Here is a 17029-nt window from a genome sequence, read left to right as displayed (position 1 = left end):
CTTCGTCATGGAGATCAAGACCAGGCGTGTCCATGTCCTCGGCGTCACAGCACACCCAACGGGGGAGTGGGTGGCCCAGCTCGCCCGGAACCTGTCGATGGACTTGGGCGACAGAGCCGGCGACTTCCGGTTCCTCATCCGCGACCGCGACACCAAGTTCACCGCCGCCTTCGACGCCGTCTTCGCCGGCAACGGCCCGGCCGTGATCCCGACTCCGCCGCAGAGCCCGCGCTCGAACGCCTTCGCGGAACGATGGATACGCACCGTGCGCGCCGAATGCACCGACCGACTGCTCATCGCAGGTGAACGCCACCTGCGAGCCGTGTTCGGCGAGTACTCCGAGCACTACAACACCGGACGAGCCCACCGTAGTCTCGACCTGCGGGCCCCGGACGACGAACCGAACGTCATCCCCATGCCCGCTGCAGCGGTCAGGCGCCGCCGAGTGCTCGCCGGACTTCTCAACGAGTACCACGCCGCCCCCGCCCGCCCACCCGTCGACCCGACGGAAAGGTCCAGCTCAGCGGCCTGATCGGAGTTTTGACACCCTTCAGGCAGCCGCACGGACCAACCGGCGCGCCCCGCCGGTGGTTCGCCAAGATCACCCGGACAGCCCACCGCCATGTCCTTCGGGACGCCCCACCATCGCCTGCCAGAGCGTCACCGGACGGCGTGGCGCATCCGGTGACCTCAGCCAGGACGGGCAGGCTGCTGCCCATGCCCACCATGCGACCCGCCCGATCGGCCGGCGCGGCGATCCTCGCGGCCATGCTCCTCGGCGCCTGCGCGAAGTCCACGGCCGTTGACCCGTTGGCGTCAAACGCTGCGCCGCCGTCCTCCTTCGCCACCGTCGGGTGGCCGGGGCCGCAGCCGTCGGACGCTGCCACGGCCCGCACGCAGTTGGCCGCGTTGACGGTCGCCCCGGTACGCCCGATGACCGGCTACTCCCGGGACCGCTTTCCGCACTGGATCTCCCAAGGGGCGGCATGCGATACCCGCGAGCGCGTCTTGATGACAGAAGGGCAGTCGGTGGTGACGGACGCCCAGTGCCGGGCCACCTCGGGCACCTGGCGCAGCCCGTACGATGGCTTGCAGTTCACCGATGCTTCCAAGATCGACATCGACCATTTGGTGCCGCTGGCTGCCAGTTGGCGAGCTGGAGCGGACAGCTGGACGGACGAGCAGCGCAAGGCGTTCGCGAACGATCTGACCCGGCCCGAGCTCCTGGCGGTGTCCGCGGCCTCCAACAGGGCGAAGGGGGATCAGACGCCCGATCAGTGGAAGCCGCCGTTGCAAACGGCCTGGTGCCGCTACGCCGAGGCGTGGTCGAACGTGAAGTCCTACTACCAGCTCAGCGTCACCGAGCCGGAGAAGTCGGCGCTCGGCCAGATGCTCGATACCTGCCCGGCGGGATCGTGACCGCCCCCGGCACCCCGGCCCCCGGCCCCGCCGCCGGGCCGATCGTGACCACCGGCATCCCGGCCGGACCAGGCGGCGTGATGACCGTCGAGGTCGGGGTGATCACCGGCGATCTCACCCTGCGTACCACCTGGGACGGCCGACAAGCGCTGCTCACTGTCACGTACGACGGCGCCGAGGAGTGGTACACCGTCCAAGGCGCCCCGGTGCCCGCTGCGACCAGGGTCGCCGCCCAAGCCGCCCACCAGGCGATGGCCCACGCCGTCCGGCGCGGCGGCGCGGCCACCGCCGACGGACTCAGTGATTGAAGCGCAGCTCGATTCTGACGAACTCTTCCGGATGCATCTGGCGCATCCCGTGGCACAGGAGACTGCGATGACCGACGCCGTTTACTCCGAGATCGAACGCCTTTTCACGCCTGCACAGAAGGTGTTGAATTGCAATCCCTACGAGTTCGTAACACGATCTTGTTGAAGTCTGCTGGTTGGCCGTGACCGGTGTGATGATTCGGCCGTTCGTGAGGGTGTGGGTACTCGACCGTGGATCGTGGACGATGAGTTGTGGGCTCTGATCGAGCCGTTACTGCCGCCGTGGCCGGAGCGGTCCCCGGGGCCTCGGCCGGTGTCGGACCGGCTCTGTCTACAGGGCATCCTGTACGTCCTCTACAACGACATAGCCTGGCAACTCCTGCCGTTGGAGCTGGGTTTCGGCTCGGGCCAGACCTGCTGGCGGCGTTTGGACCGGTGGCAGAAGGCCGGCGTCTTCGACCGGCTGCACCGGGTTCTGCTCGCGGAGCTGAACGCCGCCGGTGAACTCGACTGGTCCCGTGCGTGCGTGGATGGTTCCCACATCCGCGCGAAAAAGGGGGCGCCGACACCGGCCCGTCGCCGGTCGACCGGCGGAAGACGGGCAGCAAACACCACCTGATCTGCGACGGGCGCGGCACTCCGCTCAAGGTCATCACGACCGCGGCGAACGTCAACGATGTCACCCAGACCCTCGCCCTGGTCGACGGGATCCCGGCCGTCGCGGGCCGTCCAGGTCGGCCCCGCCGCCGGCCCGATGCCCTGCTCGGCGACAAGGGATACGACTCCAACCCCAACCGAGACGCACCGCGCAAGCGCAGGATCCTGCCCGTCATCTCCTACAAGGGCCGTCCGAACATCAAGGGCCTGGGCAAGCTCCGCTACGTCGTGGAGCAGACCTTCACATTCCTCCACCACTTCAAACGCCTCGCCGTCCGCTGGGAACGCCGCACCGAACTCCACGACGCCTTCGCCTCCCTCGCCTGCAGCCTCATCTGCTGGAGACGACTCAAGAAGGCCCAACCATGATCGTGTTATGAGTTCTACGCGAACTCGGGCTCACGGGATGAGCACGCATCACGCCTGCCCGGGAAGACGCGAGGAAGGGGGAAATTCCGGTGCAGACCGGCCGGATTTCCTCTCCTCGCGCACCTCTTTTCCCGGTACCTTTCCGGGGTGAAAACACTTCGGAAACTCGCCCTGTTCGCGACAGCCTGCCTGGCCGCCCCCTTCCTTACGTCGTTCCCGGCAGCCGCAGCCGACCGCGACTTCTGCGGGAAGACCGTCTCCGGTGCCATCCTCGACAAGTACATCGCGCTGGGTGACGTGTCCTCGCCGCTGAAGTGCCCGGTGACGGACGAGATGACCACTCCCGACGGGCGCGGCCGGTACACCCGCTTCCAGGACGGCTCGATCTACTGGTCGGCGGCGACCGGTGCCCACCCGGTATGGGGGGCGGTGCGCGACAAGTGGCAGGCGATGGGCTGGGAGAGGTCCGCGCTCGGCTACCCGAAGTCGGACGAGCTGAAGAACGCGGACGGCAAGGGGGTGCGCCAGGAGTTCGAGGGCGGCACCGTGTACTGGTCGGCGGCGACCGGCGCCCACCCGGTATGGGGGAAGATCGGCGCGACGTGGGGCGAGTACGGCTGGGAGAACAGCGCGTTCGGCTACCCGGCGTCCGACGAGACGGACGGTACCGGCTCGTGGACGGAGGTCGACACCGGGCAGGTCCACACGTACCGGCTGGTGACGCAGAAGTTCGCCTCGGGTGCGACGCTGTTCTGGATTCCGGGCGGCGCGACGGAGGGCTGCGGCGGCGAGTGCACCGGCTACGAGGTGGTGGCACCGGGCAGCCTCGTCAAGCGGGTGCGAGTGAACCTGCCGACGGATTCGGACAAGTTCGTGCTGATGGTCTTCCCGACGGATGCCGGGTTCCGGGGCGGCATCGACAAGGCCGCCGACGGATGGCAGGAGGTGTGGACGAACACGCCGAATCCGCTGCGCCTGGACACGACCGACGAGGCGGAATCTCTGCGTGAGCAGTATGCGTGCCACGCCGCGTACGCGCACCAGGAGTCCGACGGCAGCTGGAACACCGGCAATTCGTGGGATCTGGAGTCGGACAGGCCGAACGTGAGCTGGACGTATGCCACGGACGTCCTGTTTGTGGCGCTCCACAAGTGCAACTGGACTTGATCACGGGCTGAACGAAAACGCGCGGACAGGTGCAGGGAGGTCTGGTCGACGCGTGAGGCGAGGTGAACGGCACCCCTTCCGGCAGCCCGCTGGAGGGGGCCTTTCCGTGCCCCAGGAGGAGGCGAAGGGAGGCTCTACGTCTTCGCCGGCGGCGGCCTGGGACGGGCTGGACCCGTTGTTCGCTGCCGTGCTCACGATGGTGCCGGGCGCGGTGGCCGACAGGACGCCGATGACCTCGTTTTGTTCGTCGGTGACGACCAGCGTGAGGCAGACGGTGGGCGCCGCCTGGTCGAAGGGCAGTGTGCCAAGGACCTGGGCGGCAGCCTCGTGGTAGGCGTTCTGGCTGCCGATCCCGGCGAGCATGGTGGAGGACGCGGAGCCGTCCTCGATGGCGGCGCGCAGGTCCGAGGTGAAGCGCATCTCCTCGCCGCAGGTGCTCATCAGGGCGTCGGTGGTCTCGGCGTCTTGCGGGCGGGCCAGGTGAAGGCGGATGCTGGCGGGTCCGTGCCAGCCGCTTCGCAGCCGATCGGCGGTCACCATCGTTGTCCGTCTGGTCTTCTTGGTCGTCTGCTTGCCCAACAGGTCCCCCTCTCGTGGTTGATCGGTGATCCCGGAACAGCGGGGTTCCGGGTGGACCCCGGCTCCGTTCGCGGCTGGCCGGGGCTGACGGTTTCTCAGCACCACATCTTGGTGCCGCCGCAGCTGGCCGCCGTCTCCGTTTCCGGCTCCTCCGGCTCCTGCTCGCTGTCCTCGGTCCAGGTGCCGAACGGGCCGGGCGTACCCGGTACCTCGGTGCCGAGTTGAAGGGTGCCACCCTTGAGTCGGTGCGGGCTGGGGATCACGGTGTACCTCCTCGCGGTCGGCGGCGGTGAGCGCGGCGCTGGGAGACGATTGTCCTGCCACCGGCATGATTACTTCTGGGTGCTGCCCCGGTGGCGATCACCGCCGCAGGGGTGGGCGCGGCCACGGCATGAGTGCGGTCCCGCGGCAGGATGCCGCCGGAGGTGTTCACTTCATGCCGCGTTCGACGAAGGCGGCCAAGCGGATCAGCACCGCGTTGTCGGTCCAGACCTCGCCACCGCCGGGCACCAGTTCGTTCCTGGTCCGCCACGGCTCAACGGCCTTGAGCACGGCTGCTTCGACGGCCAGCGCCTCCCGGTAGTCGTTCGTGGTGTAGGTGTCCACGATCTGCGCCCCGGTCGCTCGGTGGGTCTTCAACCGGCGGTCGCTGCTGAGCGTGGTGACGCCCACCTTGTACAGCTTCAGGAGGCGGTAGTGGGCGATGTAGACGCGGTGGGGGGCCTGCCCATCGCGGTGCTTCTCGCAACGGGGGCACGACTCGTCGTCGAGTGCGTCGTCATGACGTGCCATCGCCGCAGTGAACGGTCCCCGCCACATCCAGGGGTAGTCGTCCAGGAACGCGGACGCGACGTCGAGCGCGCTACGCCGGTGGGGCCAGCCCAGGGCGTCGAGGGCCTCGGCGACCAGGTGGTCACGCTCGGGCTGTCCCATCTCGCGGCCGTCGAGCTGCCAGCGGGTCACGAGGATGCGGGCGAGCTCGCGCAAGTCGCCCGCCAGCTCTGCGGACTGCTCGTAGAGGGAGCAAGGCGGCTCCTCGGGGAAGGTGTTCCAGCCGTAGCGTCGCTTGAGGCACCGGCGGAGGCGCTGCTCATCGGCGATGCGAAGGTCACGGCCGGTCACGGCGGGGCCCCGGCCGGCCCGGGTGCGTGCCTGCCCGACGGCGTTCCACTTCCGGTCCACCGCGTCGGTCAGGGCCCGGCTCCACCAATCCGTCGCCCGCTCCTGGAGGTACTGGGCCCGCTCGATGCGGGTGAGGTGCCTGAGCCCGGGATACGTCTGCAGCAGCTCGGCGTCGATGCGGGTCGTCAGTGCCATCGTCGTGTCTCCCCGTGGTCGTACGTCGTACCTGCGGCGCGCAGGAGGTGGGCCCGCCGGCCGTGGCCGCTAAGCGGCCTGCACCGCTGGACCCGCCGCTGCCGCGCTGGCTTCACCGGGGACAGCATCGGCAGACCGATCGCCGGGCATGAGGGCGGCACGCGGCCCCGCCGCCCGGCGCTGCGCCGGTGTAGTACTGGGAGTGTGGCTCTTCCGGTGCATCTGCCGCTGCCGCTCGCCGAAGCCCGCCCGATCGAGGCCCTGCCCGCCGACGTGGCGGACCTCGCCCTGGAGGCCAAGGTCGACGGGTGGCGCCTGGCGCTGGACACCGAACGCAGCCAGGCCTTCGGGCGCCGTGGTACGAACCTGACCGCGCGGTTCGCCGATGTCGCCGAGGCCTCCCGCCAGCTGGGGCCCGCGATCCTCGACGGCGAACTCCTCGCGCTCGACGCCACGGGCGCCATCGACTTCACGGCGATCCAGCGCCGCTCGCCCCGGGGGCCCAGGGCGGGCGAAAACTTCAAGATCGTCTTTGCGGCCTTCGACCTGCTCGCCCTCGGGACCACCGACCTGCGACCCCGCCCCTACCACGAACGCCGCGCCGAACTCGAACAACTGCTGCGCAACGCCCCGGCCACCCTCACGACCGTCCCCGCCGCCCAGGACCTCCCCAGCGCCCTGGCCTGGCTCCCCACCCCAGGCGTCGAAGGCCTGGTCCTGAAAAGGACCGATGCCGCCTACCAGCCGGGCAAGACCGCCTCCGGCTGGCTCAAGTGGCGCGAACGCCACCCCCTGGACCTCGTCGTCGTCGGCGTGACGGCCACCGACCCGGCCCACCAGGCCCTCGTCCTCGCCCAGCCGAACCACGCCGGACGGCTCCGCCCCGTGGCCGTCACCCTGCCCATCGGCCCCGCGCTGCGCACCGAGATCGCCCCGCTGCTCCACCCGGAAGGGGACGTGCGCGACCTGCCGGAAACCGTCGTCGGCCTGCCCGGAGCCGGTCGCCGCGGCCGCTACCTACCGGTGCTGCCCGAGGTCGTCCTGGAGGTCCGGGCAGACCAGGCGACTCCCGAGTTCGGCAGGTTCCGCCACCACGTGCGCGCCGGCCGGATCCGCTACGACATGACCCCTGCGGACGTTCTGCCCATGCGGTCGGCTGCGCCTGCGAGAACCGCACGGACCGCTCCGGTGGCGCCGGGGCGCGCAGGGCCGGGTACCGTCCGAGGATGAGCAGCGCCCACCCACTGCATGACCTTCTGGAGATGGCCGCCGAGGACACGGTCGACACCGGTCACCCGGCGGCCGGCCGCTGGCTGGTCACCGAGCTGGAGCGGCGAGGCGCCGAGGCGATGTGGGAGGGTGCCTGCCTGCTGCTCGCCTCCCTCGCAGCCCACCCCGGTCACGGCCTGTCCCCGGAGAAGGCCGCCGACCGGATGCGCCTCACCGCCAAGACGGCGCAACCCGACGTCGCCCTGGTTCTGCTGACGAAGGCCGCCTACCAGACAGCAGGCAGGGACGCCGCCGGCGAGGTGTGGGCGACGGCCGCCCCTGAGCTGCACCGGGCCGCGATCATGCACTGGCTCATCGTGTACTGCTCGATCATCGGGTACGACGGTCGGCGGCTGAGTCCGGCCGGGACCGTGGCGCTCATCCGCCAGGCAATCCCCAAGCCTCCCGGTGCTGCCGGGTAGCTGACGGTCCTTGAGGTCGACGCATCCGGCCTGCCCGGAGCCGGTCGACGGCGCCGCCACCGAGCCGCCGGGTCCGGCCCGTCAAGCGGTCTTGACGCGATCATCCTCGTCCTACGGCGTCTGCTGGCATGCTGGCCCACTGGGCCAGGACCGGGCCGGAGCGAAGGGTAGGGACTGCCGCCGTGGGCGATGCCGTACGCGGGGCGGGCACTCCTCGGAGAAACCGGCCCGCTGCCCCAGCAGACCGCCTGCACGATCGTCGCCGTCAGGGGCTGGCCGCGCTCGGGGGTTCACGGCCAGCCGCCTCCAACTGTGCGCCGTCCCCAGGCCGCGCGCGACGTACCGCCGCCGGCCGGAGCAACACCGCACCCGCCAGCGGAGCCCGACTGAAAAGCCCGGACGGCACCGGCCCCCACCCACCACACTGTGCGGATGACCCTGTTCGACGCCGACCACTACGAGCCCGACGAGATGCTCGCGCACCCCCGTCACCTGGCCATGCAACCGGTCCTGACGAGCCTGATCGAGCAACTGCGCGACGTCCACACCCCCGCGGAGGGCTACGAATTCCAGCAGGACCTCCTCACCCGGCTGCTGGACATCGAGCAGGACCGCGTCGGCTTCAAACGCGCCGCCGACCGCGCCCGCAAAGGCAAAGGCCCCCACGCCGATGCCCCGGAACCGCAGTCCGGCCGCGACCCCGCCGACCCCGCCACCTGGGCCTTCGAGCGTGACCTCTGTGAGCGCCTGGCCCGCCAGCTGCGCACCGTCGGCGACGCGCTGGCTTGGCGGGCGTTCGGCTTCCACCGGCCGTTCGTCATCGCCCTCTCCCGCAACGACCCGCCGGGCCCGATGTACGGCAAGAAGGGCCTCCAGGCCGAACTCGACCAGGTCCACCAGGCCTGGAAGGAAGACGGAGCCTTCGCCCTCCTCCACGATCTGACGAACTGCCTGCGCATCGGCGACGTCACCATCTGGGACGACACCACCGCGCCGCGCACCCTAGAGATCAAGACCAACCCTGCGAAGATGAAGCCGGCGCAACTGGAGCGGATTAACGCAGCCCGCCAAGCCGTTCTGAACGGCGGACCCATGCCGGGCGGCAGACCCAGCGAGACGCTGCACGACCTCGACCGACCCCTACGCACACACCTCGACCTGCTACGCGCCACCACCGACCGCGCCCTCGCGGAGGGAATCGCGGCCACCACGGTCCCCGGAAGCCGCGCGCTGCTCATAGCCGACCAAGCCGCCTGCTCGCGGCTGGGCATGACGGGCGAGCGGTTCACGGAGAATCTTGGCGGGGCGATGCACACCGCGCTCGTCCAATCGGGGATCGCTGTGGATCGTGATCGGCAGAACGTGTCCGCCACCAGTCTGGACTTCACCGCCCGTGATCCCCTGCGGGTGCCGTGGGCCTCCTACCCGCTCCACCCGGCCGTGTGTGCCCGGATCATCGGTGACTACATGGTCTTCACCGTCGAAACCTCCGGCCCGGTCCTCACCCGGCTCCTGCAGGCCGCTGGCTTTGACGCCCAATGGGTACGCCCGCCCCGCCGCGGCGGCCTGCAGGCCGGCGAAGTCGTGATGGAGATCGGCCGCCAACAGCTCCCAAGCTCAGCGATCCTCCGTGGCGGCTTCCGCCTGACTTCCAAGCGGACCCTGCAACTGCGCCGCTCCGAGCTCGACCGCTACCTGATCGAGCTTGTCCAGCCGGGCACCTGGGCGGCGGGCATCTCCCACCTCCTGGACAACACGCAGACCGGACAGCCATGGCCGCACTACCGGGACGAGGAACAGGTGTGGCTGTGACCCCCGCCACGGGTCCGGGCCGCCTTTGACGTCCCGGGCAGCGGCCTGCGTGCGGAGCGACGCATGCCCCCCTACGGGCCGGCTCCCGCGAATCGGAAGCCATCCGGCCCAACGGGTCCGAGCCACTCGGGTCGCCAAGATCACACGGGCGGCCGCAGCGCGCCGACCGCGCAAAGGCAGCCGACGCGACGAGGGGATGAGCGCATCCGGGTCGTGACGGTGCTGGTCCTCGCAACGGACCGTCAGAGGTCGGGAAGGAGTTCCGGCAACGGCTGGCCCCAGGTGGCCCACCGCTCCAGGCGGTCCCGGTCGAGGCAGTGAATCTGCTGTGACCGGGCGAAGGCGCGCGCGGGCGCGGTCACCGTACCGTTCGTGACCACCACGACCACGTCCGCGCGGTGCACGGGTCTGGCCGTGCCGTTGAGGCGCTGGATGTCTGGGGAGTCGACCTTCGCCAGCCGCCGACTGCCGTGCTTGCACTGGAAGACGTAGCGCCGTCCGTCGGGGGAGACAGCGATGACGTCCGCGCCGAGGTCCCCGGAGCCGCCCCGCTCCCGCAGCACGGTGAAGCCGTCTGTAGGTTCCGCGCCTCAGTGTCCAACAGCATCGCTGTGACCTGCGGGCCTTCGGAGTTCCGCGCTCATGTCCTCTGGTTGCTTTCCGCGGGACCGTGTCCAATCCTCGCCAGTCAGGTCATTGATGACGTCGCTACTGAACTTGATTGGGTGATGTCGGTCCCGTTTGCCTGACGAGGGTCGGGCAGGTCCGGTAGGCCTGGGGCGTGAGATACGCGCAGGGCGGCGGCTTGACCGACGCTGAGAGGGCCCTTGGGGAGGATCGGACCGGATTTTGGCGGTAGCGGTCAGCCGCTGGTGAGCTGGTGTGGGACGTGGCCGGAGGAGCGGAGCTCCTGCAGGTCGGGGATGTGGTTGTAGAGGGTGCCGGGGCTAACGCCGAGGAGCTTGGCGATCGAGGTGATCGAGTTCTCGGGGTTGGGGAGCATGTCGCGGGCGGATCGGATGATTTCGGGGGTGGCGACGGTGGGGCGCCCGCCTACCCGGCCGCGGGCGCGGGCGGCGGCCAGGCCCTCGTTGGTGCCGATGACGATGAGCTCGCGGATGAACTCCGCGAGAGCGGCGAAGACGTGGAAGACGAGCCGGCCGCCGGGGGTGGTGGTGTCGAGGTTCTCGTGGAGCGAGGTGAAGCCGATCTCGCGCTTGCGCAGGTCGCCGACCATGGTGATCAGGTCCTGCAGGGAGCGGCCGTAGCGGTCGAGGCTGGGGACGACCAGGGTGTCGCCGACGGCGAGGAAGGCGTGGCACGCCTGGAGCTCGGGTCGCAGGGCGCTCTTCCCGGACTTCTTGTCGGCGAAGATGCGCCGGCACCCGGCGGTGGTGAGGGCGTCGATCTGGCGTTCCAGGTTCTGCGCGCCGGTGGACACCCGCGCGTACCCGATCTTGATCTCGGTCCGGTGGGCGGGTTCGGCGACCAGGAGGTCGAAGGCGTCGGGCGCAGTGTCGTTCACGTCCCGGATCCTCTCAGAAAAGGGTGGTCCGGGGTTGTTGAACAACCCGGGTTGTTGAAGGGGTTTTTGAAGGCCCTGGCAGTGTTCTGACGGTCCGCCGGGCGATCTTCAATAAACGATGGTTTGTTGAACGATCGGCGCGCTGATCAACTCGTCAGGATCCCGGTGCGATCCCGTTGATCACGCGGTCGAGGAGGCGATCGAAAACCGCTTGGGGGTTCTGGTTGCCACCTGGTGCGGTCAGGGCCTGGGCCAGATGGGCATAGTTGCCGTTGGCGACGGCGGAGCGGAGGTAGCGAGCCTGGGAGTCGAGGATTTCGCCCGGGGCCCGCCCTGCGCCTTCGATCGCGCGCTCCTGGGCAAGTTCGTACGACATGTGGCTGGCCACGAACCCGGTGAGGAGGCTGAAGGTCTCCAGTCGTGCCTGGGCGTCCAAGCCGGTGGGGGCCAGTACGGCGAGTGCGTGGTCCAGGACGGCGAGGGTGTTCGGGCCGAGGGTCTGCCGGGCCGGGAGTGCGGCGGGAAGCCACGGGTGACGCCGCATGATGGCGCGTTGCTCATGGGCGATGCGCCGCAGGTCTGAGTGCCAGTCGCCGGAGGGTTCGGCCGGCAACCGGTGGTCACCGCTCACTTCGTCGATCATCAGCTCCAGCAGCGTCTCCTTGTTGGGGACGTAGCTGTACAGGGACATGGTCCCGGTGCCGAGCCGGGCCGCGATCGCGCGCATCGTGACGGCGGCGAGCCCTTCGGCGTCGGCGATGGCAACGGCGGCCGCGGTGATCTCGGCGCGGCTGTGAGCGGGCGGCCTGCCCCGTCGCGGGCGTTCGGCCGCCAACCAGAGCGCCTCCGGATCCACCTGGGCACCGCTGCCTGATGATGCTGCCGATTCTGCGCGGGCCATGGTGGCACCTCCCTCGTCCTGACGGGCAATCCAAGCATGAGCTATTCTCGTACATTGTACGGGAACTTGCCGCCCCATCCCAGAAACGAGGCACCGCAACGATGCCCACGCGCCGCCCACCCGCGATGAAGCCACCCCTGAGCACCAGGGCCATGCGACGGTCCATGCGGGGGTTGCCTCCCAAACTGCATGACATCGCCTACGAACCCGGCCTCGTCGTACCCGCAGCCGACGGCAGTCCGCTGCTGACCGACCACTACTTCCCACTGGACGAAGGGGACTTCCCCACACTGCTGGTGCGCTCGCCGTACGGCCGGGGATTCCCCTGGGCGCCGATGTACGGCGTGCTCCTCGCCGAGCAGGGCTTCCACGTCGTCCTCCAGAGCTGCCGCGGCACCGGCGGCTCCGGCGGCGACTTCCACCTCTGGCGCAACGAGGCCGCCGACGGCCAGGCCACCGTCGCCTGGCTGCGCCAGCAGCCGTGGTTCTCGGGTGCCCTGGGGACCATCGGCCCCAGCTATCTCGGTTACGTCCAGTGGGCGCTCGCCATGGATCCGCCTCCGGAACTGCGTGCGATGGTGATCCAGATCGGCATGCACGATCCGCACGGCTTCTTCCACCCTGGAGGCGCGTTCTCTCTGGAGAACGCGCTCGTCGTCGCCATGGGCCTCACCACACAGCACCGGGGCGTACTGCGCTTCCTTCGGGCGAGCCTCCGACTGCAGCGCCATCTGCGAAGGGCTGCCGTCGGCCTCCCCCTCGCCGAGGCATACCGGCCCGCCCTGGGCGGCCCGGTGCCGTTCCTCGACGAGGCCATGGCGCACCCCGATCCCGGGGATGTCCACTGGGACGGCGCGGACGTGGGGTCCGCCGCCGACGGCCTGAGGGTGCCGACCGCCCTGATAGGCGGCTGGCACGACGTAAATCTCGACCAGACCTTGCAGCAGTACGACCGACTGCGGCGGGCGGGCTGCGAGACGTCCCTGCTCGTCGGCCCCTGGTCGCATCAGTCGGCGCTCCAGCAGGGCTGGCCCGAGGTCTTCACCGAGAGCCTCGCCTGGCTGCGGGCCCACCTGTGCGACGACCCGTCCGCCCTGCGGCCGACCAGGGTTCGCGTCCACGTCGGAGGCCGAGGAACCTGGCAAGATCTGCCCGACTGGCCGCCGGTCCTCCGGAGCCGACGCTGGTACATCGACACCGATGGTGCCCTCACCGACCGAGCGCCCGCGGACACAACCGAGCCGCTGTCCTTCCTCTACGACCCGGCCGACCCGACCCCCTCCCTCGGCGGTGCCCTGGCCGGCGGGAAGGCCGCACAGGCAGACAACCGCCCGTTGGAGGCGCGGAAGGACGTACTGACCTTCACCACGGCGCCGCTCTCCGAGCCGGTCACCATCCTCGGACCAGTGAGCGCGGTCCTGCGGGTCAGTACGGACACCGGCCACGCCGACGTGTTCGCCCGGCTCTGCGACGTCGATCCCCAGAACCGCTCTACCAACGTTTGCGACGGCCTGCGACGGCTCCAAGCCGACGATGAGACCTCGGCCACCCTGACCGTGGCCATGAGCTCCACCGCCTACCGATTTCCCGCCGGACACCGGATCCGACTGCAGATCAGCGGTGGAGCCCACCCGCGCTTCGCCCGCAACACCGGAACGGGCGAGCCCACGGCAACGGCCACTCGCCTCGCATCAGTTCGGATCTCGCTCCACCACCCATCAGTGCTGGCACTCCGCGTCGCGGACGAGGTTGCTAACTAGGCGTCGCCGCCGACTTTCTCATCGGACGACGGTTCGCGCAGCGGCCGTCGTCCGGCCTCCTGCGGGCGGAAGAACGCGTAGCGCCCGAGGAAGTTGATGTGGCCGAACTGCAACGGGGACAGCCGGGCCAGCAGGTCGTCGGTGACGGGGAAGCCGTCGGCGGCCAGCTGCTTGGCGGCGCGGTCGAGGTAGAGGCTGTTCCACAGCACCACGGCGTTCAGCGCCAGGCCGAGCGCGCCGAGCTGGTCCTCCATGCCTTCGCGGTAGTTCTGGCGCAGTTCGCCGCGGTGGCCGAAGAAAATCCGCCGCGCGAGTCGGTGGCGGGCCTCGGTGATGTTCAGCTGCTTGCCGATCATGCGGCGGTAGCTGTCGTCGGAGATGAACTGCAGCAGGTGCAGGGTCTTGAAGATCCGGCCGTAGTGGGCGAAGGCGTCACCCAGTCCGGTCGGTCGCCCGTCGCGGGAGAGCATGCGGATCAGGTCGTGCCCGCGGACCTCGCCTAGGGTCAGGGAGCCGGCGACGCGTAGCATGTCGCCCCAGTGGGAGCGGATGCGGTCCAGGCGGACCGTGTGCCGGGAGGCGTCTTGCAGCGGGCCGTAGTCCGCCGTGGCGTGGGTGCGCCACAGCCGGGCGTCGGAGATGTCGGCGATTCGTGGGGAGAACTGGTAGCCGCAGATCGCGAACAGGCCGAAGACGATGTCGCTGTAGCTCGCGGTGTCAGTGATGACGGTCTCCGGCTTCGGCCCGCCGTCGCGGCCCAGCAGCGCGTCCAGGATGAACAGCGAGTCGCGCAGGGTCCCGGGCACTACGACGCCGCCCAGGCCCATGACCTGGTCGTTGACGACGTTCAGCCAGGTGGCGCCCTTCTTGCGCAGCCCGAAGTAGCGGGGGCTGTAGCCGGCGTGCAGGGTCTGCATTGGCACGGTGAAACGCACGCCGTCGGCGGACGCGACCAGCCCGCCGCCCCAGGCGCGAACGATGTCGACCTTGGCCTGCGCGTCGATCAGCATCCCGTTGGCGGCGGAGATCGTCCCGGCACGCAGGTAGCCCTGGTCGACCTGGACCAGGCGCGCCCGGGTCAGCGCCGGCACGTTCGGCTTGGCGACCGGGACCAGGCCCACGTTGCAGGCCTCCGCGAGCAGCAGCGCGCACACGCTGACCTCGAACTCGTCCATGTGCGGATCGGCGCCGGAGATGTGGGTGAACGCCGTCGTCATCCCGGTCAGCTCGGCGACCTCCAACAACAGCTCGGGGAAGTCGACCTTCGGCAGCATGCTGTTGGCCAACTGCCGGAAGGCCGGCATCAGGTTCGGCTCCGGGGCGGGGCCGAGCCGGTCCAGCTGCAGCTTGCCGTCCTTCACCGTCACCGCGCTGTTGGTCGGCAGCCCCGCGACGACCTGGTGGTAGGCGCCGTGCAACGCCGAGGCGAACTCGGCCAGGTGCGCGGCGGGCTCCGCCTCCAGCCCGAGCGCCCTCAGCACGGTGGGCTGGGACGACTCCCAGCGGTCACCGGTCAGCAGCTTGGCCCGCGTCGCCCCACCGGTCCCCACCCCGGGCGAACACGTCCCGGCGCCGCAGGGCGCGGTGCAGGTGCTCCAGCACACAGAACGAGTATGCAGCCTTCTCCACGCAGCCCGGCTCCACCTCCGGGTTGGCGAACACCAGGCGCCGCCAGGAGCCGGTCACCAGCGCCTGGTCGACCTCGGTGGCGGCGACCTTGCGGCGGCCGACCAGGTGCGGCAGCTGCTTGAGTGCCTTCACCACCGGCGCCCCAGCCTGGACGGCGCCGAAGTCGACGGTATCGACCAGCAGGCGGATGAAGCCGCGCACCGTGCCGTACCGGGAAGCGAGCGCGGCCCGCCACTCCGCGTCCTCATCGCCGTCGCGGTCCGGCACGCACTCGGCGATGGTGGCCAGCGCCTCGGCGAGCTTGGCGCGCGGCACCACCTTCTCGATCGCCTCCCACGCTGCAAGCACCGACACCACCTCGCCCTCGGTGGTGGCCGGGGCGGTGTCCAGCAGCACCTCGACCGCCTTGGCGACCCGGCCGGCGGCCTTCTTCAGCTTCGGCAGGTTCTTGAGCTTCTCCTCCCGGCCGAGCCGCTCGGCCCGCGCCAGCAGCCGAGACCCCATCAGGACGTCGAGCAGGTCCAGGGCGTCGTCCACCGAGGCGGTAACGCTCCCGGCTGATCTACGGGTTCCGTGTCCACCGGGGACGCAAGGGTGAACCCAAGGGCTTTACGTGGAAGGATTACCGGGACCTGATTCTGCGGGCCCGCATCCAGCTCGGCGGCCCGATCGTGCTGGTCTGGGACAACCTCTCCACCCACTGGATGCCGCCGATGGAGGAGTTCATCGCCGCTAATGAGGACTGGCTGACCGTCTTCCAACTTCCGTCGTATGCACCGGATCTCAATCCGCAGGAAGGCATTTGGTCGCTGGTCAAGCGAGACATCGGCAACCTTGCCGTCGCCAACATCGACCACCTGGCCAAGACCGTCAAGCGACGTCTCAAGAAGATCCAGTACCGCCCGCACCTGATCGACGGCTGCCTCGCTCAGGCCGGTCTGATCATGGACGGCTGACCACGATCAGACCCGACACACATTCAATTTCAGTAGCGGGCCATCCCTTTCAGCGAAACCTGCCCGGAGTCGCGGCCGTCCTCCCGGCGAAGGACTCGATGCCCCCTCGCATGGGTGATCATCAGACACTGCTTCAGGCCGATCCCCAGCGCAGGCTGGGCAAGGAAGATCGGAGCATGCGATTCAAGATGTTTCATCATTCCCCGGCGGTCGGTGACACCGCGCGGCCGGTCCCCAGGTGGGCCATCCGCACCGCCCAGGTCATACCCCTGGTCATCCTGCCAGCATGCCTCTGGCGCCTGCCGTTCGCATTCGACTACGAGATGGGCCAGGTCTACGCAGTCCACAAGACGTGGCACTGGTGGGTGATCCTCTACGTCTTCGGGCTCAGCCTTCTCTCCGAGGGCCTCGCCTACCTCTCCTTCGGCCTGGTGGCCCGATGGGGCGAAGTGGTTCCTTCCTGGATCCCGATCATCGGCGGCCGACGTGTTCCACCGCTCGCAGCGATCATCCCGGCCACCTTGGGCGCTTTGGGGCTGATCGCGCTGTGGGACCCGCTGCCGCTCGCTCTTCTCCACGTCGGCGGGATCCCTCTCGTCGAGTACTCCAATGGCTGGTGGAAGGCCCTCGCGGCAGTGGCCGCTCTCCCGCTGAGCCTGTGGGGCCCGCTTCTCCTGGCTCTGACGTACGCGTACTACAAGCGCCGCCGTGGGGAGTGACATGTGGGTCAACTTGATTGGGTGGAGTTCGGTGCCGTTCGCCTGACAACCGGCAGATGCTGTCGGCAGCCCTGGCCAAGCGCACCATCGGCAACCTCGCCGCTGCCAACCTCGACCAGCTCGCCCGAGCCGTCAAGGGGCTTGAAGCAGATCCAGTACCGACCTGCCTGGTCGACGGATGCCTCGCCGCCACCGGCCTGATCTTGGACGGCTGACCACC

At 69.5% G+C, this 17029-nt stretch carries 20 protein-coding genes; 12 read left to right on the top strand and 8 right to left on the bottom strand.

The features are described from left to right. The 5 genes from ACH4E7_RS39785 to ACH4E7_RS39765 form a co-directional block, all read left to right on the top strand. A partial coding sequence (locus tag ACH4E7_RS39785) for an integrase core domain-containing protein (protein ID WP_396254086.1) occupies positions 1-532 on the top strand: 532 nt, incomplete at its 5' end. A 185-nt stretch (positions 533-717) separates the two neighbouring features. Continuing rightward, entirely contained in the window at positions 718-1419 is a 702-nt protein-coding gene (locus ACH4E7_RS39780) for a DUF1524 domain-containing protein (protein ID WP_396254085.1), read from the top strand. Then, positions 1416-1727, top strand: coding sequence for a hypothetical protein (locus ACH4E7_RS39775; RefSeq protein WP_396254084.1), 312 nt, complete (start codon positions 1416-1418; stop codon positions 1725-1727). Before ACH4E7_RS39780 ends, ACH4E7_RS39775 begins: the two co-directional genes overlap by 4 nt. Positions 1728-1962: 235 nt before the next feature. Then, positions 1963-2753, top strand: a protein-coding gene (locus tag ACH4E7_RS39770) for an IS5 family transposase (RefSeq protein ID WP_396254092.1) whose coding sequence is annotated in 2 segments (ribosomal slippage) — positions 1963-2277 and positions 2280-2753 — 789 coding nt in all. Because the reading frame shifts where the segments join, the coding sequence is not laid out codon by codon here. A 147-nt stretch (positions 2754-2900) separates the two neighbouring features. Beyond that, positions 2901-3920, top strand: a complete 1020-nt coding sequence (locus ACH4E7_RS39765; RefSeq protein WP_396254083.1) for a DUF2599 domain-containing protein — start codon at positions 2901-2903, stop codon at positions 3918-3920. On the opposite strand, the gene ACH4E7_RS39760 is transcribed toward ACH4E7_RS39765, so the two are convergent. From ACH4E7_RS39760 to ACH4E7_RS39750, 3 genes are all read right to left on the bottom strand, one after another. Next, the gene (locus ACH4E7_RS39760) at positions 3921-4499 is read right to left on the bottom strand and encodes a hypothetical protein (protein WP_396254082.1); all 579 of its coding nucleotides are present in this window, start codon (positions 4497-4499) and stop codon (positions 3921-3923) included. A 95-nt stretch (positions 4500-4594) separates the two neighbouring features. Further along, a complete protein-coding gene (locus tag ACH4E7_RS39755; RefSeq protein ID WP_396254081.1) occupies positions 4595-4762 on the bottom strand; it encodes a hypothetical protein in 168 nt (55 codons plus the stop codon). A gap of 166 nt (positions 4763-4928) precedes the next feature. Beyond that, positions 4929-5816: a hypothetical protein gene (locus ACH4E7_RS39750; protein ID WP_396254080.1), complete on the bottom strand. Its 888-nt coding sequence runs from the start codon at positions 5814-5816 to the stop codon at positions 4929-4931. Between the two features lie 204 nt (positions 5817-6020). On the opposite strand from ACH4E7_RS39750, the gene ACH4E7_RS39745 reads away from it, so the two are divergent. From ACH4E7_RS39745 to ACH4E7_RS39735, 3 genes are all read left to right on the top strand, one after another. Next, on the top strand, positions 6021-7046 hold the full coding sequence (locus ACH4E7_RS39745; RefSeq protein ID WP_396254079.1) for an ATP-dependent DNA ligase: 1026 nt from the start codon (positions 6021-6023) through the stop codon (positions 7044-7046). After that, positions 7043-7507 (top strand): hypothetical protein, encoded by a 465-nt coding sequence (locus ACH4E7_RS39740; protein WP_396254078.1) that lies wholly within the window; start codon positions 7043-7045, stop codon positions 7505-7507. The genes ACH4E7_RS39745 and ACH4E7_RS39740 overlap by 4 nt, the downstream gene beginning before the upstream one ends. A gap of 432 nt (positions 7508-7939) precedes the next feature. Further along, positions 7940-9319 carry a hypothetical protein gene (locus ACH4E7_RS39735; protein ID WP_396254077.1) on the top strand — a complete coding sequence of 460 codons (1380 nt, stop codon included), beginning with the start codon at positions 7940-7942 and terminating at the stop codon, positions 9317-9319. A gap of 242 nt (positions 9320-9561) precedes the next feature. Here the strand turns inward: ACH4E7_RS39735 and ACH4E7_RS39730 are convergent, their stop codons facing one another. The 3 genes from ACH4E7_RS39730 to ACH4E7_RS39720 all read right to left on the bottom strand — a co-directional run bounded on the left by ACH4E7_RS39730 (position 9562) and on the right by ACH4E7_RS39720 (position 11745). Next, positions 9562-9882, bottom strand: coding sequence for a restriction endonuclease (locus tag ACH4E7_RS39730; protein ID WP_396254076.1), 321 nt, complete (start codon positions 9880-9882; stop codon positions 9562-9564). A 299-nt stretch (positions 9883-10181) separates the two neighbouring features. Beyond that, positions 10182-10844, bottom strand: coding sequence for a recombinase family protein (locus tag ACH4E7_RS39725; RefSeq protein ID WP_396254075.1), 663 nt, complete (start codon positions 10842-10844; stop codon positions 10182-10184). 154 nt (positions 10845-10998) lie between these two features. Next, entirely contained in the window at positions 10999-11745 is a 747-nt protein-coding gene (locus tag ACH4E7_RS39720) for a TetR/AcrR family transcriptional regulator (protein ID WP_396254074.1), read from the bottom strand. 164 nt (positions 11746-11909) lie between these two features. On the opposite strand from ACH4E7_RS39720, the gene ACH4E7_RS39715 reads away from it, so the two are divergent. Next, positions 11910-13505 carry a CocE/NonD family hydrolase gene (locus ACH4E7_RS39715; protein ID WP_396254091.1) on the top strand — a complete coding sequence of 532 codons (1596 nt, stop codon included), beginning with the start codon at positions 11910-11912 and terminating at the stop codon, positions 13503-13505. On the opposite strand, the gene ACH4E7_RS39710 is transcribed toward ACH4E7_RS39715, so the two are convergent. Both ACH4E7_RS39710 and ACH4E7_RS39705 read right to left on the bottom strand, forming a co-directional pair. Further along, a complete protein-coding gene (locus ACH4E7_RS39710; protein ID WP_396254073.1) occupies positions 13502-15055 on the bottom strand; it encodes a Tn3 family transposase in 1554 nt (517 codons plus the stop codon). The genes ACH4E7_RS39715 and ACH4E7_RS39710 overlap by 4 nt on opposite strands. After that, the gene (locus ACH4E7_RS39705; RefSeq protein WP_396254072.1) at positions 15012-15671 is read right to left on the bottom strand and encodes a hypothetical protein; all 660 of its coding nucleotides are present in this window, start codon (positions 15669-15671) and stop codon (positions 15012-15014) included. The genes ACH4E7_RS39710 and ACH4E7_RS39705 overlap by 44 nt, the downstream gene beginning before the upstream one ends. A 20-nt stretch (positions 15672-15691) precedes the next feature. Between ACH4E7_RS39705 and ACH4E7_RS39700 the strand changes: the two genes are divergently transcribed. From ACH4E7_RS39700 to ACH4E7_RS39690, 3 genes are all read left to right on the top strand, one after another. Beyond that, positions 15692-16090 (top strand): transposase, encoded by a 399-nt coding sequence (locus tag ACH4E7_RS39700; RefSeq protein WP_396254090.1) that lies wholly within the window; start codon positions 15692-15694, stop codon positions 16088-16090. A gap of 176 nt (positions 16091-16266) precedes the next feature. Next, positions 16267-16809, top strand: coding sequence for a hypothetical protein (locus ACH4E7_RS39695; protein WP_396254071.1), 543 nt, complete (start codon positions 16267-16269; stop codon positions 16807-16809). 56 nt (positions 16810-16865) lie between these two features. Next, positions 16866-17024, top strand: a complete 159-nt coding sequence (locus tag ACH4E7_RS39690) for a hypothetical protein (RefSeq protein ID WP_396254070.1) — start codon at positions 16866-16868, stop codon at positions 17022-17024. The last annotated feature ends 5 nt before the right edge of the window (positions 17025-17029 follow it).

Origin of the sequence: Kitasatospora sp. NPDC018058, from assembly GCF_044327205.1 — a bacterium.
Taxonomy (GTDB): Bacteria; Actinomycetota; Actinomycetes; order Streptomycetales; family Streptomycetaceae; genus Kitasatospora.
The sequence above is the reverse complement of the archived record's forward strand: the minus strand, read 5'-3'. Positions and strand labels throughout refer to the sequence as shown.